Source organism: Streptomyces sp. CA-111067 (assembly GCF_050956065.1).
Classification (GTDB): domain Bacteria; phylum Actinomycetota; class Actinomycetes; order Streptomycetales; family Streptomycetaceae; genus Actinacidiphila.
The window spans coordinates 147,951-169,954 of the sequence record NZ_CP192103.1; the positions used below are offsets into that span (position 1 = coordinate 147,951).

Annotated in this window: 17 protein-coding genes and 1 pseudogene; 11 read left to right on the forward strand and 7 right to left on the reverse strand. The window is 72.1% G+C overall.

Annotation, left to right across the window (positions count from 1 at the left end):
* The first annotated feature begins 40 nt into the window (after nt 1–40).
* The 4 genes from ACQPW6_RS00630 to ACQPW6_RS00645 all read left to right on the forward strand — a co-directional run bounded on the left by ACQPW6_RS00630 (nt 41) and on the right by ACQPW6_RS00645 (nt 3,308).
* The gene (locus tag ACQPW6_RS00630; RefSeq protein WP_433887499.1) at nt 41–661 is read left to right on the forward strand and encodes an L-threonylcarbamoyladenylate synthase; all 621 of its coding nucleotides are present in this window, start codon (nt 41–43) and stop codon (nt 659–661) included.
* Between the two features lie 146 nt (nt 662–807).
* Complete coding sequence (locus tag ACQPW6_RS00635; RefSeq protein ID WP_433887500.1) at nt 808–1,380, forward strand: hypothetical protein; 573 nt, start codon at nt 808–810, stop codon at nt 1,378–1,380.
* Nucleotides 1,381–1,502: 122 nt separating this feature from the next.
* Entirely contained in the window at nt 1,503–2,078 is a 576-nt protein-coding gene (locus ACQPW6_RS00640; protein WP_433887501.1) for an HD domain-containing protein, read from the forward strand.
* 327 nt (nt 2,079–2,405) lie between these two features.
* Nucleotides 2,406–3,308 (forward strand): TIGR03619 family F420-dependent LLM class oxidoreductase, encoded by a 903-nt coding sequence (locus tag ACQPW6_RS00645; protein WP_433887502.1) that lies wholly within the window; start codon nt 2,406–2,408, stop codon nt 3,306–3,308.
* 9 nt (nt 3,309–3,317) lie between these two features.
* Here the strand turns inward: ACQPW6_RS00645 and ACQPW6_RS00650 are convergent, their stop codons facing one another.
* Nucleotides 3,318–3,998: a TetR family transcriptional regulator gene (locus ACQPW6_RS00650; RefSeq protein WP_433887503.1), complete on the reverse strand. Its 681-nt coding sequence runs from the start codon at nt 3,996–3,998 to the stop codon at nt 3,318–3,320.
* A gap of 140 nt (nt 3,999–4,138) precedes the next feature.
* Between ACQPW6_RS00650 and ACQPW6_RS00655 the strand changes: the two genes are divergently transcribed.
* The 3 genes from ACQPW6_RS00655 to ACQPW6_RS00665 are packed head-to-tail and all read left to right on the forward strand — an operon-like array spanning nt 4,139 to nt 7,003.
* Entirely contained in the window at nt 4,139–5,230 is a 1,092-nt protein-coding gene (locus tag ACQPW6_RS00655) for an ABC transporter permease (RefSeq protein WP_433887504.1), read from the forward strand.
* Nucleotides 5,227–6,126: an ABC transporter ATP-binding protein gene (locus ACQPW6_RS00660; RefSeq protein ID WP_433887505.1), complete on the forward strand. Its 900-nt coding sequence runs from the start codon at nt 5,227–5,229 to the stop codon at nt 6,124–6,126. The genes ACQPW6_RS00655 and ACQPW6_RS00660 overlap by 4 nt, the downstream gene beginning before the upstream one ends.
* Before the next feature lies 1 nt (nt 6,127).
* The gene (locus ACQPW6_RS00665; RefSeq protein WP_433887506.1) at nt 6,128–7,003 is read left to right on the forward strand and encodes an ABC transporter ATP-binding protein; all 876 of its coding nucleotides are present in this window, start codon (nt 6,128–6,130) and stop codon (nt 7,001–7,003) included.
* 100 nt (nt 7,004–7,103) lie between these two features.
* On the opposite strand, the gene ACQPW6_RS00670 is transcribed toward ACQPW6_RS00665, so the two are convergent.
* Together ACQPW6_RS00670 and ACQPW6_RS00675 are read right to left on the reverse strand one after the other, a co-directional pair.
* Complete coding sequence (locus tag ACQPW6_RS00670) at nt 7,104–7,478, reverse strand: hypothetical protein (RefSeq protein ID WP_433894380.1); 375 nt, start codon at nt 7,476–7,478, stop codon at nt 7,104–7,106.
* A 45-nt stretch (nt 7,479–7,523) separates the two neighbouring features.
* Nucleotides 7,524–8,243 (reverse strand): annotated as a pseudogene (locus tag ACQPW6_RS00675) (TetR/AcrR family transcriptional regulator); the annotation flags it as partial.
* Nucleotides 8,244–8,333: 90 nt separating this feature from the next.
* On the opposite strand from ACQPW6_RS00675, the gene ACQPW6_RS00680 reads away from it, so the two are divergent.
* A complete protein-coding gene (locus tag ACQPW6_RS00680) occupies nt 8,334–9,194 on the forward strand; it encodes an SDR family oxidoreductase (RefSeq protein WP_433887507.1) in 861 nt (286 codons plus the stop codon).
* 10 nt (nt 9,195–9,204) lie between these two features.
* Here the strand turns inward: ACQPW6_RS00680 and ACQPW6_RS00685 are convergent, their stop codons facing one another.
* The 3 genes from ACQPW6_RS00685 to ACQPW6_RS00695 form a co-directional block, all read right to left on the reverse strand.
* Nucleotides 9,205–9,951 (reverse strand): phosphotransferase, encoded by a 747-nt coding sequence (locus tag ACQPW6_RS00685; protein ID WP_433887508.1) that lies wholly within the window; start codon nt 9,949–9,951, stop codon nt 9,205–9,207.
* Between the two features lie 151 nt (nt 9,952–10,102).
* A complete protein-coding gene (locus ACQPW6_RS00690; RefSeq protein WP_433887509.1) occupies nt 10,103–11,020 on the reverse strand; it encodes a cobalamin-binding protein in 918 nt (305 codons plus the stop codon).
* A 59-nt stretch (nt 11,021–11,079) separates the two neighbouring features.
* The gene (locus ACQPW6_RS00695) at nt 11,080–12,378 is read right to left on the reverse strand and encodes an ArsB/NhaD family transporter (RefSeq protein WP_433887510.1); all 1,299 of its coding nucleotides are present in this window, start codon (nt 12,376–12,378) and stop codon (nt 11,080–11,082) included.
* A 223-nt stretch (nt 12,379–12,601) separates the two neighbouring features.
* Between ACQPW6_RS00695 and ACQPW6_RS00700 the strand changes: the two genes are divergently transcribed.
* Nucleotides 12,602–13,312: an N-acyl homoserine lactonase family protein gene (locus ACQPW6_RS00700; protein ID WP_433887511.1), complete on the forward strand. Its 711-nt coding sequence runs from the start codon at nt 12,602–12,604 to the stop codon at nt 13,310–13,312.
* A 293-nt stretch (nt 13,313–13,605) separates the two neighbouring features.
* Nucleotides 13,606–15,498, forward strand: coding sequence for a glycogen debranching N-terminal domain-containing protein (locus tag ACQPW6_RS00705; RefSeq protein WP_433887512.1), 1,893 nt, complete (start codon nt 13,606–13,608; stop codon nt 15,496–15,498).
* 48 nt (nt 15,499–15,546) lie between these two features.
* Here ACQPW6_RS00705 and ACQPW6_RS00710 read toward each other — a convergent pair whose 3' ends face one another.
* A complete protein-coding gene (locus ACQPW6_RS00710; RefSeq protein ID WP_433887513.1) occupies nt 15,547–19,710 on the reverse strand; it encodes a beta-galactosidase in 4,164 nt (1,387 codons plus the stop codon).
* Between the two features lie 349 nt (nt 19,711–20,059).
* Here ACQPW6_RS00710 and ACQPW6_RS00715 point away from each other — a divergent pair, with 349 nt between their 5' ends.
* Nucleotides 20,060–22,003, forward strand: coding sequence for a phosphocholine-specific phospholipase C (locus ACQPW6_RS00715; RefSeq protein ID WP_433887514.1), 1,944 nt, complete (start codon nt 20,060–20,062; stop codon nt 22,001–22,003).
* Nucleotide 22,004: the final 1 nt, after the last annotated feature.

Consider the following 22,004-nt stretch of genomic DNA (forward strand, 5'->3'; position numbering starts at 1 on the left):
CTCAACGTTTGGGGCCCGGCGGCGCACATAGGGTTGGGCGATGGCCCGATACTTCGACGTGCATCCAGAGAACCCCCAGGCGCGGATCATCAGCGCCGTGGCCGACAGCATCAGGTCCGGCGGCCTGATCGCGTACCCGACGGACTCCTGCTACGCCCTGGGGTGCCGGCTCGGCAACCGCGAGGGCATCGACCGGATCCGCACGATCCGCGCTCTCGACGACCGGCACCACTTCACGCTGATGTGCCAGAACTTCGCCCAGATGGGCCAGTTCGTGCAGATCGACAACAACGTGTTCCGCACGATCAAGGCGGCGACCCCCGGCAGCTACACCTTCATCCTGCCCGCGACGCGAGAGGTGCCGCGCCAGCTGCTGCACCCGAAGAAGAAGACCGTCGGCGTCCGCATCCCGGCCCACACCGCCACCCAGGCACTCCTGGCCGAACTCGGCGAACCCCTGGTCTCCAGCACCCTGCTGCTCCCCGACGAGAGCGAACCCATGACGCAGGGCTGGGAGATCAAGGAACAACTCGACCACGTGCTCGACGCCGTGATCGACTCCGGCGAATGCGGCACCGAGCCCACCACCGTGATCGACTTCTCCGACGGCGTGAGCGAGATCCTCCGCCGCGGAGCGGGCGACCCCACCCCGTTCGAGTAGCCCGCGAGGTGGCCTCGTCGGGGGAACGGCTGCGTCATCGGAGCATCGAGGTCTTCGGCGAGGCGCTCCGAGACGCCGTGATGGACGGCCCCGGGGGCGAGGCCGAACTTGTGGCGTCGTTGGACGGTCTTTCTGTCGGTCGTCGGGTGTCCGTGATCGCTGTGCTGGGCGACGCGCAGGGCTTTGCGGGTCCCGACGCGCTGCGGAAGGTTCTGACCACCGTTGGTGCGTCGAGGGACATGCGGTGCGCGGCGGTGCTCGCGCTGGCCAAGCGGTCCGGGGCGGACGCGTCGGACGTTCTGGCGCGGGCGCTGTCCGATCGCGACACGGTGCTGCGGCGCTACGCGATGGTGGGGCTCGCGGGCGCGGGGGACGACAGGGCGTGGGAGCAGGCGTTCGCATGTTTGCAGCGGATCCTGCGCCGGCCGGGGCGGGCACCGGAATCCGACCCGCGGCATCTGCCGGTGCAGTCCCAGGCAGCGGCAGCAGTCTGCTACCTCGGCCGGCATCTGGACGGGGCCGGCGGTGACCGTGCCGTCCGGCTCGTGGCCGAGCTCCGCGATCGGTGGGACCGGCTGAGCGCCGCCGAGCAGGCATGGCTCGCCGGCCTCTGGCCGCAGTGCGCGCCGGACGGCCCGGCGGCCGGTGAGGTCGCGCCACCGGAGGCCCGGCGGCTGGAGTGGTGGGTTCGTCAGCCGCTCTTCGGGCCCGTGCACTGAGGTTGTCGCCCTGCGTCGGCGGTGCCAGCTCGGCCGGATCGGGGCGGGGCGATCGTGCGGCGTTCACCTGGTGGTCGTGCGCTGGGCACCGGCTGGTGGGTGGGCGGTGTGAGGGTGCGGGCATGGGACATGACGAGACGATGACCGGCTTTGCCGAATCCGCGCTGGTCGCGCTGGGTGGGCTGTTCTCCAGTGCGGCTTCCGAGCAGTACCTCGGCGAGGAGGTCACGCAGGCGCATCACATGCTTCAGACCGCGGCGCTCGCGCGGCGGGCCGGAGCGGACGACGCGTTGGTGGCGGCGGCGCTGCTGCACGACGTCGGGCACATTCACCCCGGGCCCGGGGAGGAGCGGCACAGCGACGACGGGGCGGCGCTGCTCAGCGGGTGGTTCGGTGCCGAGGTGACCGAGCCGGTGCGGTTGCACGTGGCCGCCAAGCGCTACCTGTGCGCGGTCGAGCCGGCGTACTACGGCCTGCTGTCCGCCGAGTCGGTGCGCACGCTCGGCTACCAGGGCGGCCCGATGACCGCGGCGCAGGTGCGGGCGTACGAGGCGGAGCCCTACGGCCGGGACGCGGTCCGGGTGCGGCGCTGGGACGACGAGGCGAAGGATCCGGCGGCGCGGGTGCCGGACTTCGGGCACTACCGCGAACTGCTCGCGGGCCTGGTCCGTGAGGGTGGCTCCGCGTCGGCGTCGTAGGACCCGGACCCTCCGCTGCCCCGCTGGCCGGGGGCGCCGACGGGCCCCGCACATCAACCGGATCTGGCCGCCCGTCCACTGTCACGACGTCCCCTCCCGCTGCGAAGGATCATCTGCGCAGCCAGCCCAACGCCGGCAACCGGCCTCCGGCCGCCGCGGGTCGGGTGATTACCGCGTCCGCGGGGGCAGGAGTGGCGCAGAGGGAGCCTCCGTCGTTCCGGTGCCGCGGTCGGCGACGGCCGGTCGGTGGCCGGCGGTCGGGTGCCGCCGGGGATCCGGCGCACCGAGGCCGGGCGGCGGGGGCCGAGAGCTGTATCGGAGGGTGTCGTGAAGGTCGGATTCGCACTACCGCAGTTCCACCAGCAGGCTTTCGAGGTCGCGCGGGTGGCGGAGTTCGCCCGCGGGATCGAGGCAGCCGGCGGGGCCAGCCTGTGGGTCGGTGACAGAAACCTCGCCGCGGTACACCCGAAGGTCGGCTACGGCGGCCAAGGGACGACCATTCCGGCCGAGTTGAACCCCGCGGCTGACCCGTTCGTCGTGCTGGGGGTCGCCGCGAGCGCCACCGAGCACGTCTTGCTCGGCACGCACGTCCTGGTGGCCCCGCTCTACCCGCCGGTCCAACTGGCCAGGTCGCTGACGACCATCGACCTGATCAGCGCGGGTCGGCTGCTCGCGGGCTTCGGCGTGGGCTGGTCGCCGGAGGAGTACGAGGCCGCCGGCCTGGACTTCGCCACCCGAGGCGCCCGGATGGACGAACTCCTGCGCGCGCTCGAAGCCATATGGACGACGGACCCGGCCGCGTACGACGGCGACCTGGTGTCGGTTCCTCCGCACCACGCGCCGCTCAAGCCGGCCCGCCGCCCCCGACCGCCCCTCTACCTGGGAGGCCAGGCCGAACGTGCGCTGCGACGGGTCGCCCAACACGGCGACGGATGGCTGCCGTTCTGTGTGGTGCCGAGCTGGATCGACCTCGACGAACTCGAACGGCAGCGGGCGTTCGTGGACGAGGCGGCGCGCAAGGCGGACCGTGACCCGGACGCCATCGACAGCGTCCTGAGGGTCAACATCGACGCGGGCACGTCCTCGGAGCAGGTGGTGACCGCCCTCGGGAGGATTCGGGAGCGTACCGGCATCAGGCACGTGATGATCGACACGATGTATTCCGACGCGAGCGTCGACCAGTCGCTCGAGCGGGCTTCGGAGATCCTCGACGGCGTGCGGAAGGGCTGACGGCGCGGATCAGAGGATGCCCGTCCCGGGGCCGCGGTTCCCGGGACGGGTCGCGGGGAGCGGCCCGGTCAGGTAGTGCTGGATGACGGGCGACACGCAGGCGACCAGGAAGTCCGTGTCGGCTTCGGCCAGGGGCGCGACGGACAGGATGTGGCGGCCGATGGCCAGGCCCACCAGTTGGGTGGCGGCCAGCGACATGCGCAGGTCGGGACGGTCATGGCCGAGGTCGTCCATGATCGGGCCGAGTATCCGGGTGGTCAGGAACCGGCCCAGGGCGTCCGCGGCCTCCTGGTCGGAGAAGACCGAGCGGAACATCGCCGCGATGGGGGCGCGCGAGGCCGGCAGCCGCCACAGGCCGAGGTAGAAGCGGACGAGGCGTTCGGCCAGGCCGCGCGGGTCGCCTTGCAGGATCTGGGTGATCTGGTCGCGCATCTGCAAGGGCAGTTGCAGGGCCGCGGCGAACAGTTCGTGCTTGGAGCCGAAGTAGTGGATGACCAGTGCCGGGTTGACGTCGGCGGCCAGCGCGACGGCGCGCACGGTGGTGGAGCCGTAGGTCCCCTGGGCGAACAACTCCCGGGCGACGTCCAGGATCCGGTCGCGGGTGGCGGTGTCGCCGGCCCGCGCTCCGGCCGGGCGGCCGGGGCCTCGTCCGGGCCGCGGCGGCTGCTGCACCTGGGCGGAGTCGTTCACCCGGCGAGCGTAACTTAATTAAACGCTCGTTGTATTGATGCTCGCCCCGCCCTAACCTGACCGCGCCCGGGACCCTGCGCCCGGCGGCGGCTGATCGGCAAGCACCTGGACCGGGTGCGTGGGACAAGGCGGTGGGCCCGATGTGGGCGATGATCCTCAAGGAGTTCCTGGAGCTGCGGCGCGACCGCCGCACGATGGCGATGATCATCGCGCTGCCGCTGCTGCTGCTGGTGGTCTTCGGCTACGCGGCCAACTTCAGCGTCACCGACGTGCCCACCCGCGTCTACGGACCGCAGGCACAGGCCGTCTCGGCCAAGCTGAAGGCCCCCTTCCACGTCAAGAAGGTCGACCCCCGGGGCACCGAGCAGCAGGCGCGTGACGCGCTGCGCTCCCAGGACGCGGGCGCGGTGGTCGTGACCGGCCCGAAGGGCACCACGCCGACCGGCAGCACCCCGACCGCCAGCACTCCCTCGACCGTGCTGATCGACGGGTCGAACCTCTTCTCGGCGCAGGCCGCCGGCTCCGCCGCGCGGGCCAGCGGCGGCGTCCTCCGACCCGAGGTGCTGTTCAACCCGCACCTGAAGACCTCGTGGGTGATGGTGCCCGCCCTGGTCGGCATGATCATGGCCTTCATCGGCACGATCATCACCGCGATCGGCCTGGTGCGGGAGCGTCAGGCCGGCACCCTCGAACAACTGGCGGTGATGCCGTTCAAGGCCTCGGATGTCATCGCGGGCAAGATCGCCCCGTACTTCGTGCTGGCGGCCTTCGACATGGTGCTCGTGACGGTGCTGGGCTGCCTGCTGTTCGGGGTGCCCTTCGCCGGCAACGCCGCCGTGCTGGCGCTGGGAGCCGCGCTGTTCCTGTTCACCGTGCTGGGGATCGGGGTGCTGATCTCCTCGGTCTCGCAGAACCAGGGCCAGGCCATGCAGATGGCGCTGCTGACGCTGATGCCGCAGATCCTGCTCTCCGGGATGATCTTCCCGCTGGCGGCGATGGCCGCCGGGGTGCGGTGGATCGGCTACATCTTCCCGCTGACGTACTTCAACATGATCTCCAACGGCGTCATGCTCCGCGACGCCCCGCTGGACTCCCTGGCGCTGCCGCTGGGCGTGCTGGCCGGGATGGGGATCCTGGTGTTCACCGCCGCGATCCTGCGCTTCCGCCGCGACCTGGCCCCCGCCGCGCCCAAGGCCGCGCGCAGGCCCGTCGCCGTCGGGAGCGCCCGATGACCGTCCCCGACGAGCCCGGCCCGCACGGCGCGACCGTCGCCGGCGCCACCGACCATGCCTCCGCACCCGGGGAACGGGACTGGGGCGCGTTCGAGGTCACCGTCGCGTTCGGCGGCACCACCGCCCTGGACGACGTCACGCTGCCCGCGGTCAGGGGACAGGTCGCCGCCGTCGTCGGCGGTGACGGCGCGGGCAAGACCACCCTGTTGCGCACCCTGATCGGCCGCATCCGGCCGCAGTCGGGGCGGGTCAGCGCGCCGCCGACCCCGTACTGCGGCTTCATGCCCACCGGCGCCTCGGGGGTGTGGACGGACCTGACCGTCACCGAGAACATCGCCTTCGTCGCCGCCGCCCACCACCTGGGCGGCGGCGAACTGGTTCGGCGCCGCGAGGAACTGCTCCAGGCGGCCGGCCTGGAGCGCGCCGCCGACCGGCTGGCCGGGAACCTGTCCGGGGGCATGCGGCAGAAGCTCGCGTTCTGCCTGGCCATCCTGCACAAACCCCGCCTGCTGGTCCTGGACGAGCCCAGCACCGGCGTGGACCCGGTCAGCCGGGTCGACCTGTGGCGGCTGATCTCCCGCACTGCCGCCGAGGGGGCCTCGGTGGTCATGGCCACCACCTACCTCGACGAGGCCGAACGCGCCTCCACCTGCCTGGTCCTGGACCGCGGCCGGGTGCTGGCCGGCGGCGCCCCCGCCGACGTCCTGGCGCACGTCCCCGGCACCGTCACCTCCGGCGACGCGCCCGCCGGCCCGCGGGAGCTGTCCTGGCGGCGCGGGCGGCGGACCCGCTCCTGGCACCCCGGCCCCGCCCGGCCCGGCGAGCAGCCGGTCACACCCGACATGGAGGACGCCGTCATCGCCTTCACCCTCGCCGACCAGCACCGGGAGCACTGACATGGCCGACCAGGACGTGCTGACCCGTGCCGACCGGGTCACCAAGCGCTACGGCTCCCTCGCGGCCGTGGACACGGTCACAATGGACGTCGCCGCCGGCGAGATCGTCGGGCTGCTCGGGGCCAACGGAGCGGGCAAGACCACTCTGATCCGGCTCCTGCTCGGGCTGACCGTCCCCACCGAGGGCGCGGTGACCGCGTTCGGCCGCACCCCCGACCGCAGCACCCGGCAGCGGCTGGGCTACGTCCCCCAGGGGCTGGGCCTGTGGCAGACGCTGACCGTCGCCGAGAACGTCTCCTTCGCCTGCGCCGCCTTCCAGGCCGAGCCGCCCACCCTCGAACCGGGCCTGGCCGCGGTCGAGCACCGCCTGGTCTCCGAGATCGGGCTGGGCCTGCAACGCCAGCTCGCCTTCACCATCGCCCTGGCCCACCACCCCGAACTCCTCGTGCTCGACGAACCCACCTCCGGCGTCGACCCGCTCGCCCGCGCCCGGCTGTGGGACGCCGTCCACGACCAGGCCGACCACGGCACCGGCGTCCTGGTCACCACGCACTACATGCAGGAAGCCCAGCAGTGCGACCGCCTCATCCTGATGTCGCACGGCAAGGCCGTCGCCGCCGGAACCGAGAAGGAGATCATCGGCGACACCACCGCCTGCGAGGTCGACACCCCGCGCTGGGCCGACACCTTCGCCGCCCTCGACAGCGCCGGCCTGCCCGTCACCCTCACCGGCCGCCGCGTACGCCTCGCCGACACCACCCCCGACACCGTCACCCACGCGCTCGCCGCCGCCGGCGTCCCCGGCGACGTGCACCAGGTGGCCGCCACCCTGGAGGAGAAGATGACCGTCATCGACCGGGCGACCAGCCCGGCCTGACCCCTCAAGGGGTGCCTGCCGCTGGGTGTGGGGCGGGCCGAGATCACCGCGGGACGGTCGGGCGGCCGGCGACCCGGGTTGCCGAGGCGGCAGCGGGCGGTCAGGCGGCAGGGTCGACTTCGGGGTGCGTGAACCGCACGGGCTTGCCCAGCGACCGGGCGTAGGCGATTTCGGCCCGGGTGCTGTCCCCGATGTAGTCGCCGACGACGAGCACCTCGTCGGCGAGCCGGATCTTCGCCCGGTGCAGAGCGTCGAGTCGAACCTTCAGCGTCTCGAACTCGACCGGATCGGAACGGAGTTCGTGCGGCGACTTCATGTCACAGCCCGGTTTGACGACGATCCTCCCGGCTTTGGTCTCCCGCAGATCGGCCTCGTTCATCTCGGCCATGAAGCGGGTGGAGCCGCAGATCGCGACGATGTGCGGGAGGCCCGACAGCTTCTTCGCGTCGGCGAGTTCCTCCTCGGGGGTGAGCAGTTGCGGGTGTGAGACCGGTTCCTCCTCGGGCCGGCGCGTCTCGGAGGGCACGGCGCCGTCCGCCGCGAGTCGGGTCAGCCATTCGCGCAGCAGTCGCTGCTCGGCCTCGCTGAGGACGTCGGCGTCGTCGGGGAGGGCGGCGCGCAGCGCGCGGGCCGCCGGGACGGGGCCGGACTCCGCGGCGGAGAGCGTCGGTTCGGCGCGGGTGACGGCGGCGACCATGGACTCGCGCAGGATGGTCAGCAGCGCCGGGTTGCGGCGCTCCGCGGGGGTGGAGTGCCAGGTGATGACGGCGCCCTGGCCGGTGGCCTGGATGAGCTGGGCGGCCAGCTCCTCGTCGACCCGCAGCCAGCCCCCGGCCGCCAGCCGCCGCACCCGGCCGTGCAGGATCTCCAGGCCCGCGCGGTGCGCCGCGTCCGGGCCGCGGCCGGTGGCCCGGTTCATCACCGCGAACAGCTCCGGGCGCGAGACCCCGAACTCCACCACCAGGTCCCAGCCGCGGCGCAGCTCCTCCACCGGGTCGTCGGGGGCGGGGTCGAGCTGCGCGCGCTTGCTGTCGAGGAACTGCGCGTAGCCGTGCTCGGCGACCGCTTCGAGCAGCCCCTCCTTGTCGCCGAAGAGGCGGTAGATCGCGGGCGGCTGCATTCCGGCCGCGGCGGCGACCGCGCGGGTGCTCACCGCGTCCGGGCCGCCGTTCTCCAGCAGCTCGACGGCCGCCGCGACGATCCGGCGGCGCGAGCTGTCGGTGGTGTCGCGAAGAGGCATGGAACCAACGATATCGGAGACTTGCTTCCACCGTTAGTTTCAGTGTTACCGTTGAAGCGATTCCACTGGAAACAACGTAGGGAGAACCCCGTGATCATCGTGACCGGAGCCACCGGAAAGCTCGGCCACCGCGTTGTCGAACGCCTCCTGGACCGCGTCCCCGCCGACCGCGTCGGTGTCAGCGTCCGCGACCCCCGCAAGGCCCAGGACCTCGCCGACCGCGGCGTCCGCGTCCGGCAGGGCAGCTTCGACGACCCCGCCTCGCTCGTGCACTCCTTCGAGGGCGCGGAGCAACTGCTCCTGATCTCCCTCGACCGCACGGGCACGGAGTGCGTCGACGGCCACCGCGCCGCCATCGACGCCGCCGTGAAGGCCGGTGTCGGCCGGATCCTCTACACCAGCCAGATGGGCGCCGCCCACGACGCCCTCTTCCAGGCGTGCCGCGACCACGCCCAGACCGAGGACCTGCTGCGCGCCACCGGCCTGCCCTGGACGGCGCTGCGCAACGGCTTCTACGCGTCCAGCGCCCTGCAGTTCCTGGAGTCCGCCCGCCACACCGGCGACATCGCGCTCCCCGCCGACGGCCCCGTCGCCTGGACCGGCCACGACGACCTCGCCGAGGCCACCGCGGCGATCCTCGCCGACGAGGGCCGCTTCGAGGGACCCACCCCGCCGCTCACCGGCCCGGCAGCCCTCGACTTCGACGCCCTCGCCGAGATCGCCACCCGCTCCACCGGCCGCCCCTTCACCCGCACCGTCCTCCCCGACGCCACCTTCCGCGACCAAGCCCTCGCGCACGGCGCCCCGGCTCCGATCGCCGACCTGATGCTGAGCATCTTCGCGGCGGCCCGAAACGGCGAGTTCACCGCCGTCGACCCGACCCTGGCCGAACTGACCGGCACAGCACCCGCCACCTTCGCGACCCTGCTGGAGCAGGCCTGGTCCGAATAGCCCGGTCGGGTCACATCCGGGACTTCAGTACGTCGACCTCGCAGCCGGGCGCGGACGGGTCGAAGCCGTGTTCTACCAGCCAGCGGACTCCCAGCAGGCTTCGCAGCGACCACCACGCGCGGATCACGTCGAGGTCCACGTCGGTGCCGTAGCCGGTGAGGAGGTCGTCGAGGTGGGCCGGGTGGCCGAGGGTCAACGTGGCGAGGTCGAACAGGGGGTCGCCGCGGCCCGCCTCGGACCAGTCGATGATGCCGGTGACCTCGGCGCCGTCCACGAAGACGTGGTCGATCTGCAGGTCGCCGTGTGTGAAGGCCGGGGTCCACGGGCGGATCGCGGCCTCGGCGACCTGGCGGTTGCGGGTGACCAGGTCGGCGGGCAGGACGCCGTTCGCCACCAGCAGCTCGCACTCCCGGTCGAGTTCCGCCGCCAACTCGTCGGGGCTCCGGCGCCGCCTGCCGTGCCAGGGCGGCAACGGCGCCTCGTGCAACCGCCGGACGGCGGCGCCCGCCGCGGCCCACGCGGCCGGTGACGCGGTCGACGGCTCACCGAGCCGGCCGAGCGCCCTCCCCCGGACGGCGGCGATCGCGAGCACCGGCGGCTTGCGCCACAGCACCTCCGGGGTCGGGACGGGCACCAGGGCCATCGCCTCGACCTCGACGTCGATCCGCGCCTGATAGGTGTCCACCTTCAAGAACACGTCGCCGACGCGCAGGGTCGCGCGCTCGGAATGGGCGACGACGACTTGGAGCTCATCCATGGGCGACGAGTATCCCGGGGACGATCGCGGGTGTCGTCGGGATTACGGCCGGTGATGACGCGGCTGGGGCGGCGCCCCTCCCTGCGCGCCGGAGGCGCTGCCGCCAGGACGGGGGCGACGCATGACGCAGTCCGGGATTTCGCGGGCGGGCCTACGTCAGCCTGCGGGCCTCCCGATCCGTGACCGGCTCCGCCGGCTCGATGCCGTGCAGCACGTGGGCCAGGATCTCGGCGCCGCGCACCACCCGGGGCCCCGGCCGGTTGTAGTAGGCGGGCCCGTCCAGCACCCACACCTCACCATGGCGGACGGCCGGCAGCTCGCCCCACAGCGGATGCCCGGTCAGCAGGTCCGCCTCCGCCACGGTGCGTTCGGGCGGGAAGCCGCACGGCAGCAGGACGACGACCTCCGGCGCGGCCTGGTGCAGCGCGGCCCATTCCACCGGCGCGGTGTGCTCCCCCGCCGCTGCGAGCAGCGGCTCGCCGCCGGCGCAGCGGATCTGCTCGGGCACCCAGTGCCCGGCAGGCCACAGCGGATCCAGCCACTCCACCGCCGCGACCCGCGGGCGCGGCCGGCCGGCCACCCGCGACCGCAGATCCGCCAACCGCTGCTCCATCGCGCCCACTTGGCGGGCCGCGGTCCCGCCGACGCCCAGGACGTCACCGACCCGCCGCACGCAGGCCAGCACGTCGGGCAGCGTCCGGGGCTCCAGGCTGATCACCCTCGGGCCCGAGCCGTCCCGTACCCGTACCGACTCCGCCACCGTCCCGTACGACACGGCGCAGACCTGGCACAGGTCCTGCGTCAGCACCACGTCCGGCTTCAGCTCCGCCAGCAGCTCGGCGTCCAGGGTGTACAGGGACGAGCCCTGGTGCGCGGCGCCGCCCACCGCCTCGGAGATCTCCCGGCTGGTCAGCGCGTCGGGATCGAACTCCGCACTCGTGACCACCGGCACCGGCCCGACCACCTCCGGCGGCCAGTCGCACTCGTGCGTGCGGCCGACCAACTGCCCGCCCAGCCCGAGTTCGACGACGATGTCGGTTGCCGCGGGCAACAGCGAGACGATGCGCATCCCCGAACGATAGTGCCGGCGCAGAGGGCGGCGCCGGGGTCGGGCCGGCCGCGGGCCTGTCAGGCGAAGGCGAAGTAGCGCAGGTAGAGGTAGCCGGCGCTGACGGCGAGGGTCGCGGCGGTGACGACAAGGCCGTAGCGGGTGAACTGCCAGAAGCTGATGGGCTGTCGGGCGCGCTCGGCGATGCCCAGGACGACGACGTTGGCCGACGCGCCGATCGCGGTGGCGTTGCCGCCGAGGTCCGCGCCCGCCGCCAGCGCCCACCACATGACGTGGTCCTGGTCGCCGCCCAGGTGGTGGACGAGGTCCGCGGTGACCGGGGCCATGGTGGCGACGTAGGGGATGTTGTCCACGACACCGGACAGCACGCCGGAGGCGCCGAGCATCAGCATCGAGCCGCCCAGTTCCCGGTCGCCGACGGCGCCGGCGAGGGCGTCGGACACCTGGCCGATGACGCCGGTCTCGATGAGGCCGCCGATCATCACGAACAGTCCGGCGAAGAACGCGAGGGTGGGCCACTCCACCTCGACCAGCACCTCGCCGGTCTCCACGGTGGAGATCAGCACCAGCAGGCCGGCGCCGAGCAGGGCGACGATACTGGGGGCGAAGTGCAGCACGGGGTGCAGCACGAATCCGGCGATGACCAGCGCCAGCACGACCAGGCCCTGGACCAGCATCCGCGGGTCGCGGATGGCCTCGCGCTCGTCCAGGGCCATCACCTCCGCGGCCCGGCCGGGGTCGTGGTCGAACGCGGACCGGAACATGACGCGGGCCAGGCCGATCAGGACGAGTACCAGGACCGCGGCCAGCGGCGCGAGGTGGACCAGGAAGTCGTTGAAGTTCAGGCCCGCGCGGCTGCCGATGATGATGTTCGGCGGATCACCGACCAGCGTCGCTATCCCGCCGATGTTGGAGGCGAACACCTCCACGATCAGAAACGGGGCGACCGGCAGCGCCAGCCGCTCGCACACCAGCAGCGTGACCGGCGCGACCAGCAGCACCGTGGTGACGTTGTCCAGCAGCGCCGACGCCGTCGCGGTGATGACGATGAGCATCACCATCACCCGGAACGGCCGGGCACGGGCCTTCTTGACCGACCAGATCGCCAGGTACTCGAACAGCCCGGTCCGCTTCAGGACGCCGACGATCATCATCATGCCCATGAGCAGGAAGATGACGTTCCAGTCGATGCCGGAGTCCACCGAGTAGAACGCGGAGGTGTCGTCGGTCGCGCCGATCAGCAGCATCAGGCCGGCCCCGCCCAGGGCGGCGGCGACCCGGTGCACCCGCTCACTGATGATCAGCGCGTAGGTCCCGGCGAAGACGGCCACCGCGGCCCAGCTGTGCCAGCCGTTCATACCGCCCCGAAGGCGACGATGAGCACCATCAGGAAGGCCACCGATCCGCGAAGAGAGTTCTCTCGTATTCGCCGACCAGACTTCCCGGCACACCTGAGTTCAACTTACACGATCAATACGCAATATTGACGGCCCCGCGGAAGGCCGCGGCTCCGCGACGGGCTCGGCAGTCGGCGGTCCGCAGTCGCACGGCGAGCCGCGGTACTACTGGCAGGCTGGGCCCATGGTGAAGAACATGCCGGTGCGCCGGCTCGATCTGGGGTACTTCGTCCGGCCCGCGTCGGAGACCGGCGGCCCGCGGCCGCGGGTGGAACCGGTGCTCGCCTACCTGGTGGAACACGATCGCGGCCTGATCCTCTTCGACACCGGCGTCGGCGGCGCGGACCCCGAGACCGAGGCCCACTACCGTCCCCGGCGCCGCGACCTGAGGAACGCCCTGTCCGCGGTCGGGGTCGCACTGGACGACATCGCCCTCGTCGCGAACTGCCACCTCCACTTCGACCACTGCGGCGGGAACCCCCTCCTGGGCGGAAGGCCCATCCTGGTCCAGAACGTCGAGCTGGCCACGGCCCGCGGCGGCGACTACACCTTCGACGAACTGATCGACTTCCCCGCCGCGTCCTACGAGGAACTCGCCGGTGAGACCGAGGTCTGGCCAGGGGTCTGGATCGTGCCGACACCGGGCCACACCCGGGGGCATCAGTCGCTGGTCGTCCGGCAGGCCGACGGCACGGTGGTACTCGCCGGTCAAGCGCATGACTCCGCCTCGCACTTCGCGTCCGACCAGCTGGCCCGCCAAGCGGCACTCGACGGCGTGGAGCAGCCGCTTCCCGCCTACCAGCCCTGGCTGGAGCGGCTCGCCGAGTTCGACCCGCGACGGGTTCTCTTCGCCCATGACTGCTCGGTGTGGGAGCCGTCGCAGAGCACGTTCTAGGAGGAATCCAGGACGGTTGAAGGACCCGGGTCCCCACCGTCGGCGCGCGGATGGTCGGCCGTGCGCGGCGCGGTCCCCGTCGCGGAGACCGTGCGCGGCGCGGTCACCGTCGCGGAGCCGGACAAGAAGCTCGAACCTGGCTGGCGGACCTCCGCCGACCGCAACCGGAACGGCGGGTCGCCCAACCGCGCCATGGCCGTGCCGCAGGACCCCGCCGGCATGAGAGCCACCGGGGACAGGGTGTACTGGCGACTGCACGTTGCCGTCCTTACGACGACCCCGAGGTGTCCGCGATGAGCCATTCCCGTCAGCCGTCCCTGCACCAGCTGGTCTCGGTGGCCCACGCTCCGTCGGTCGCGGTGAGCGAGGGTGACGGGCAGATGCCGGCCGGCGGGCTGACCGGCTTCTACAGCTGCGACCGGCGGGTGCTGTCCCGGTTCGAGATCGAGGTCGCCGAAGCGTCGGCCACCGCCGTGGGGCACCGCCGCGACGGGGCCGGCGCACGGGTGTTCAGCAGCCAACTGCGGCTCGCCGGCGACGAGGCGGCGGACATGTCGCTCGCCCTGGAGCGTCACCGCAGGGTCGAGGGGAGCGGCCTCACCGAGACCGTCAGGCTGCACAACTACGGGTCAGAGCCCGTCGCGGTGCGTCTCGTGGTCAGGGCGGCCACCGACCTCGCGCCCATGCACGAGGTGCGGGGCGGCGGCGGCCGGCCGCCGGTCTCGCCGAAGCCGATCCCGACGGGCTGCTGCTGGGCGGGCGAGCAGGGCGACTACGCGGAGCTGAGCGTCGGCACCCTCGCGCAGCGGAGGATCGAGCCTGACGCGGCGGCGCTGGAGGTCCTGGTGTCCGCGCCGGCCGGCGGCTCCGGCACCGCCGTGCTGGCCGTGCGGTACCGGCGGGGAACCGTCCCCGCGCCGGGGCAGGTCTTCGAGCCCGCGCAGCCGCTGGCGTGGAAGGCCGGTCCCGAGACGCCGGATCCGCGGATCGGCCGGCTGCGCGAGCAGTCCGTGGCGGACCTGGCGGAGCTGCTGCTGGCCGATCCCCTCGATCCGCGCGACCGGTTTCTCGCGGCCGGCAGCCCCTGGTACTTCACGCTGTTCGGGCGGGACGCGCTGTGGTCGGCCCGGCTGCTGCTGCCCGTCCAGGACCAGCTGGCACTCGGCACGCTGCGCACTCTGGCCAGGCGCCAGGGCGCCTCGGACGTGCCCGAGGCGGAGGAGGCGCCGGGCAAGATCCTGCACGAGGCCCGCCGGGAGACCCTGCGGCTGCCTGGCATGACGCTGCCCCCGCTCTACTACGGCACCATCGACGCCACCGCCCTGTGGGTCCAGCTGCTGTCCGAGAGCCGCCGGGCCGGGATGTCCGACCCGGATTTCGACGGGCTCGTGCCGGCGCTCAAGGCCGCCGCGGGCTGGCTGGTCGAGCGTGCCGACGCCGACGGCGACGGATTCATCGAGTACCGGCGGTCCGGCCCCGGCGGTCTGGTCAACCAGGGGTGGAAGGACTCCGCTGAGGGGATCCGCTGGTCGGACGGGAGGATCGCGCGGGCGCCCCTGGCCCTGTGCGAGGTCCAGGGCTACGGCTACGCGGCGGCGACCGCGGCGGCCGACCTGCTGGAAGCGGCCGGCGAGCCGGGCGCGGAACGGCTCCGCGAGTGGGCCGCGGACCTGCGGGTACGCTTCCGCCGGCGGTTCTGGATCGAGGACGCTTCCGGGCCCTACCCGGCCGTCGCGCTGGACGCGGACAAACGCCCGGTGGACGGGGCCGCGTCCAACATGGCGCACCTGCTGGGCACCGGCCTGCTCGACCCCGGGGAGAGCGCGGCCGTCGCGGAGCGGCTGCTGCGGCCCGACCTCGACTGCGGTTACGGGCTGCGCACCCTGTCCTCGGCGAGCCGCGCCTTCAACCCGCTGTCGTACCACTGCGGGAGCGTGTGGCCGCACGACACCGCCATCGCCGTGCGGGGCCTGGCCGCGGAGGGTTTCCACGGACAGGCCGCCGCACTGGCCGAGGGCGTACTCGCCGCCGCGGAGCACTTCGACTACTGCCTGCCGGAGCTCTACACCGGCGTCGACGCCAGGACGGGGCGCCCGCCGTTCCCCTACCCGACCGCCTGCCGCCCCCAGGCGTGGTCGGCGGCCGCGGGCGTCGTGATCGCCGACTACCTGGCCGCCGGGCACTGACCCGGCTCCGCCGGCATCAGGACCGTCACCTCCGGCGGCCGCCGGCCGTCACCCCGACGTGCAGGTCAGGATCGGGTCGGCCCAGTCGCCGTGGTCGTTGCCGTTGCCGTCGCCTCCGTCGCCCACGTTGAGGTCGACGACCTGGCCGCCGGTGACCGGCACGTCGAGCGCGACCGGCTGCGAACTGCCGCGCAGCACCGGCGTGGCGGCCAGGACCTTGCCGTCGAGCAGGACGGAGAAGGTGACCGAGCCCGGGTCGCCGTTGTCGACGCCAACCGTGGCGGTGAAGCGGTCGCACCTCCCGCCGAGGTAGACCTGTACGTCGCTCAGCGAGTTGGTGCCGAGGCCCTTGGCGTAGGTGGTCCCGCCGAGCTTCAGCGGAGTGCCGTCGTCAGGTGCGGTCCCGCCGACGCTCTGGTCGCGCTCGACCGGGCCCCAGCCGTTGGTCGCGGACAGCAGCTCCAGGTCGCTGACCTGGTTCTCGCCGGCCGGTGGCGGCGCGGGGACCGATCCGACGATCCGCTCGTCACGCGCGGTCGCGGTGGACCCGCGCTGGGTCAGGCGGGCCTTCACGTCGAGGACGTTGACCTTGGTGAGGGTCCCCGGCGCGGTGACGGTCCAGCTGAACAGCGCGGATGAGCCGCCGCGGATCCGGTCGACGGCGGGCGGGCTCGACCGCCGGCTCACCGTCCATCCGGCCGGGACGGCGAGCGCGGCGGTCACGTTCGTCGCGGTCGGCTTGCCGGCGGGCACGCTGACCGCGGCGGTCGCGGTGAACGTCTGGCCCGCGGTGACCGACCCCGGCACCTGGAGGCCGACCTCGGACGCCGGGGCGGCCGGCATGGCGTAGCGCGCCTTGTCGTACCCGGGGCTCCGGTTCTGGGCGACGGTCAGCGAGGAGGCGTAGCTGCCGTAGTTCGTGAGCGCCACCTTGCCGAGCCCGCCGGTGCTCCCGTCGAGGTTCCACACCGCGATGGAGATGGTGTTCTTGCCGTGCGGGTCGAGTACGCCGTCGGGGATCGGGAAACTGTGCTGCGGGCCGAGGTAGTTGACGTAGTTGCCCATGTCCCAGCCGTTGACGTAGATCTCCGCCCGGTACTTGCGCGCCGGGTCGTCGCTGATGGTGAGGCCGACCGAGGTGTCCTGGCCCTTGGGGAGGGCGAGCTTGACGTCGGTGTCGTACCAGGACACGCCGGGCGTGGTGTCCTCGGCCGGCAGGGTGACCGGCTGCCATCCCCTGGTCGGGTAGCCGGGCAGCATGTATCCGGCGCGCTCGCCGTACAGACCGCCGGTGTTCAGCGGGCCGCGCACGGTGTCCACGGGCTGCTCGCCGCCGCGGACTCCCTGCAGCCGCCAGGTGATCGTGTCGAGCGGGGCGCCGGCCAGCGAGGCGGCGGTCAGCCCGCGGGCCGCCTTGCTGCCGTTGGAGGCGTTGTAGTCCTCCTCGTGGCCCATGTTCACGGTGAGCACCGAGACGACGTTGTCGCCGGTCGCCTTCAGCGCGCCCGCCGGGAAGGTGTACGTCTTCTGGCCGTCGGCGGTGGAGCTGCCGAGGAAGGTGCCGTTGAGCCAGACCGACGAAGCCGCGGCGCCGCCGCCGCTCTGCGCGGACAGGGTGATGCCGGTCTCCTTGCCGGTGGCGGTGAACCGGCCGCGGTACCAGGTGCTTCCGGTGTGGAAGCCGTAGTCGTCGGCGAACAGCACCGGCAGCGTGCCGGGGGTGGTGATGCTGTTCGACGTGGTCTTGTCGGCCACCTGCCAGCCGGTGTCGTCGAAGCCCGGCTGCGACTCGGGCGACTCCTGGGTGTGCTTCCAGCCGGTCAGCGCGGGGAGCGTGACGGGTGCGGCGGTCGGCACGGTGCCGGTGCGGCTGCCGCTGCCGGTGGCGCGGGTGTGGACGGTCTTCCCGTTCCAGGCGAGGGAGCCCGCGGCGCTGAAGACCTCGATGGCGCCGTCGGTGCCGGTGTCGCCGGTCAGCTCGAGCGTCGAGCCGGACGTGGTGGCGCCGCGCAGCAGGTGGGTGCCGCGGACGAGGACCGGGCCGCGGTCGGTGTCCTGCCGCCAGAAGGTCTTGGCGGTGGCGGTGTCGGCGAGCAGCAGGAGCAGCGGGTGGGTGCCGCCGTCGATCTGCACCCGGGTCAGGCCGGTGTGGCTGTAGTTGAGCCGCAGGTCACCGGTTTCCGGGTCCCAGGTGGAGGTGACGGCGCCGCCGGTGGCGGTGACCTTTGGCTGCTTGGCGTAGTGCAGGACGGTCTCGCCGTCGGAGCCGTGGTCGCCGTAGAGCACCGCGATGTCACGTCCGCCGATGGTGGCGTCGGTCATGATCTCGGAGGTGGAGTACTGGAGTTGGTTTCCGCCGAGGTCGTAGTCGGCGACGATGATTTTGCTCTGCCGGCCGTTCAGCCCGATCGAGGTGCCGGGCTGCTGCGGGACGGTGTAGACGGGGGCGGTGGAGCCGGCTCCGGTGGTCACGTCGATCGCGTCGATGGTGACGAACTGCCCGGTGGCCGCGCTGTTCCCGCTGCCGGTGGCGACGATCTTCAAGGTGTGGGGGCCGGCGGGGAGTCCGCTCGCCTGGTAGGCCACGTACTGGTTCTGCTTGTTCGCGGCGTACAGGTCCACGGTCTTGACCTTGGTGCCGTCCAGGTAGACGTCCGCGGTGCCGTGGTTGCCGTCGAGGTTGCTGATCCACTTCACGCCGGTGCCGGTGAAGCCGACGGAGGCGCTGTCGCCCGCGGTGTCGGAGAACGACTCGGTGTGCTGGTAGTCGCCGCCGGTGTAGTTCTGCTCCGCGCCGACGTGCGACCAGGTGCCGGTGTACGTGACGGCCGGGTCGGGGTCGTCATAGGTGTACCCGGGGTGCGCGCCGAGGTCGATCGTCAGATGGCCGCTGTCGGTGCTGGTCGCGGTGGAGTCGGCGTGCCGCAGTACGTGGAACTGGGTCCCGGTGTCGGGATTGCGGCGCGCGGTGTCGACGATCTCGGGGTTGTCGGTGGGGGTGGCGGGCAGTGCGTCGGTCTTGGTGAGCGGCGCGACGGCCTGGGTGAAGTAGCCGATCAGCTTGTCCTGGTCGTACTTGGGGTCGAGCTGCCGGGTCTCCCGGATCGCGGCGCCGTAGTCGTACGAGGTGTAGTTCTGCGGCTCGCCCAGCCAGCCCCAGTTGGTGCCGCCGTAGGTCATGTAGAAGCTCTGCGAGGTCGCGCCGACGGCGATGTTCTGCTTGTAGAAGACGTCGGCGAACTGGTCGTTGATGAGCTGCGCGCACTTGTCGTAGCCGGGGCCGCCCCACGGGTCGAAGGCGCCGCCCTGGAACTCGGCGGTCTCCAGCGGCTTTCCGGCCGGATGGTCGTAGCTGATGTCGGGGACGCCGTTCCACTGCGTGGGGTTGCTGCAGTTGAAGCCCTGCGGGTAGGAGTCGGCGCCGTCGACGTCGAGGGCGGCGTCACCGGAGTTGAAGGTGCCGTTGTTGTTGCCGACCAGCGGGACGGTGATGTGGTCGGCGGTGGCCTTGTCCTCCAGGTGCTTCATGTAGGTGCGGCCTGCGGCGCTGCCGTCGTAGAACTCGTTCTCGACCTGGTACTCGATCACCGAGCCTGTGCCGTCGGTGAGTTGGTGCCGGGCGATGATCCGGTCGATCTGGGTCTGCCATTCGTCGCTGTACTTCAGATAGGCGGGGTCGCTGCTGCGGGTGTTGCCCGCCTTGGTGGACAGCCAGCCGGGGAAGCCGCCGCCGTCGACCTCGGCGTTGATGTACGGGCCGGGGCGGGCGATCACGTAGATGCCGAGCTGGTCGGCCATGTCGAGCAGCTTGTCCACGTCGCGTACGCCGGTGAAGTCGTAAACGCCCGGCGCGGGCGAGTGGTAGCCCCAGTCGAAGTAGAGCGAGACGGCGTTGAAGCCCGCGGCCTTCATCTTCTGCAGGGTGTCGAACCACAGGTCCTGGCTCGGCAGCCGGTAGTAGTGGAACTCGCCCGACCACAGGTAGGTGCGCTTCCCGTCGATCAGGTACGAGTAGCCGTCGTAGCTGACCGTGTGGGTTTTGTGGGCTGTGCCGGCCGGGTGCGCGGCACTGGCCGGCGCGGCGGCCGGCGTCCGCTCCGGCCGGTCGGCCGCAGCACTCAGGCCGGCGTCGAGCCCGCCCAGCAGAGCGACGGTGGCCCCGAGGGCCACCCAGCGCCGGAGTATCCGTCCGCGTCTGCGCCGAACAGCCATTCCTACCTCCACACCGCTTGCGGGGCGATCGCCGGCCTCAACAGCTGCTCATGAACTGACAGAAGCGAACACTCGATGTGCAGTTTTCGTCCATGGGGGGGCTGTTGACGTCCGGAAGTGTTGCATTGGGCGATCAACGGCGCAACCATCCGCGCAAAGATGAGCAGGATCTCCCCCGCGAACTCGGGCCGGGCCTCGCCGCCTTCACGCCCCCTCGATGTCGCGGAATGATAACGGGTCTAGTCCGAAATTGCGGCGGGGTTCACCGACCGTTGCGCGGTGCGTCGGTGCTCGGCCACTCCTGGGAGGGAGCGTTGCCGGGACTCCGCCCCCTCATCAAGGAGAAGCAGTGACCCCCCTGACCCGCCGCAGGTTCCTCGGCGCCGCCGCCGGTACGTCGCTCGCCGCCGCCGGTGCGCTGCCGCTGCCCATCCAGCAGGCGATGGCCGCCGCGCCGTCGGCCGGCACCATCGACGACGTCGAGCACGTCGTGATCTTCATGCAGGAGAACCGCTCGTTCGACCACTACTTCGGCACGCTCAAGGGTGTGCGCGGCTTCGCCGACCGCTCCCGGCTGCGCTTCCCGGGCGGCTCCGACGTGCTGCGGCAGACCAGTTCAGGACCGTCCGGCGGCAGCCTCGTCCTGCCGTGGCACCTGGACACCGCCAAGACCGACGCCCAGCGGGTCCGCGACCTCGACCACGGCTGGTCGGGTACGCACAACGCCTGGAACAACGGGCTGTACAACAACTGGGTGCCGGCCAAGAGCGCCTACGCGATGGGCTACTACCAGCGCGCCGACATCCCGTTCCAGTACGCGCTGGCCGAGTCGTTCACGGTCTGCGACCAGTACTTCTGCTCGGTGCAGGGGCCGACCAACCCCAACCGGCTCTACCAGTGGACCGGCATGATCGACCCGGGCGGCAAGAACGGCGGCCCGGTGACCGACAACTCCGAGAAGGGGTACACCTGGACGACGTACGCCGAGCGGCTCCAGGCGGCCGGCATCTCGTGGCGGGTGTACCAGCAGCAGGACAACTACGACGACAACCCGCTCGCGTGGTTCACCAACTTCAAGAAGGCGTCGAGCACTTCGCCGCTGTACGTCAACGGCATGCAGCGCCGCACCGCGGGCGCCTTCGCTGCCGACGTGGCCGCGGGCACGCTGCCGTCGGTGAGCTGGATCGTCGCACCGGCCAGCCAGAGCGAGCACCCGGACTACCCGCCCGCCTACGGCGCCGACTACACCGCGAAGTACGTGCTGAACGCGCTGGCCGCCAACCCGGCGGTGTGGGCGAAGACGGTGGTCTTCCTCAACTTCGACGAGAACGACGGCTTCTACGACCACGTGGCGCCGCCGGTGCCGCCGGCCGGCACGGCCGACGAGTTCATCAGCGGGGCGCCGATCGGGCTCGGCCCGCGGGTGCCGATGTTCGTCATCTCCCCCTGGAGCCGCGGTGGTTACGTCAACTCCCAGGTGGCCGACCACACGTCGCCGCTGCGGTTCCTGGAGAACTGGACCGGTGTGAAGGAGACGAACATCTCCGCGTGGCGGCGGACGGTCTGCGGCGACCTGATGTCGACCTTCGACTTCGGCACCAAGAACACCGCGTTCCCCTCGCTGCCCGACACCACGGCGCTGGTGGCCGCGTGCGACGCGGAGAACTCGCTGCCCGACGCCGCGCCGCCGGCCACCCCGGTGGCGCCGGTCCAGGAGTCGGGCACCCGCCCGGCCCGCCGGGTCTCCTACTTCTTCGACACGACGTCCTGGACCGACACCGCCACCGGCCGGATCTGGTTCAAGACGGTGTCGCGCGGCACCCTGGGCGCCGGATTCGCGGCGTACACCGTCAACTACCGGTCGTACGACAACTGGCGCTACACGCTTCCTGCCGGCGGCTCGATCTCCGACTACTTCAGCGCGCAGACCTACGGCGGCGGCCTGTACGACTTCGACCTGCACGGCCCGGACGGCTACCTGCGCGGCTTCAAGGGCGACGTGCGGACCTGGAGCAGCACGTCCAAGGGCCACCCGGAGGCGGCCCTCTCCATCGCCCCGGCCGCACCGCGCACGCTGTCCCTCGCCCTGTCCAACGCCGGCTCCGCCGCAGTGGCCTTCACCGTCGGCGCCGACGGCTACACCGGCACCGGCGGCTCCACGGTCCGCGTCGCGGCCGGCGGCACCAGCACGGTCACCCTCGCCCCCTCGTCCGACGGCCACTACGACGTGACGGTCACCGCGGATGTCGGTGACGGCTTCGAACGGCGCTTCGCGGGCCGGGTCTACGCCTGAC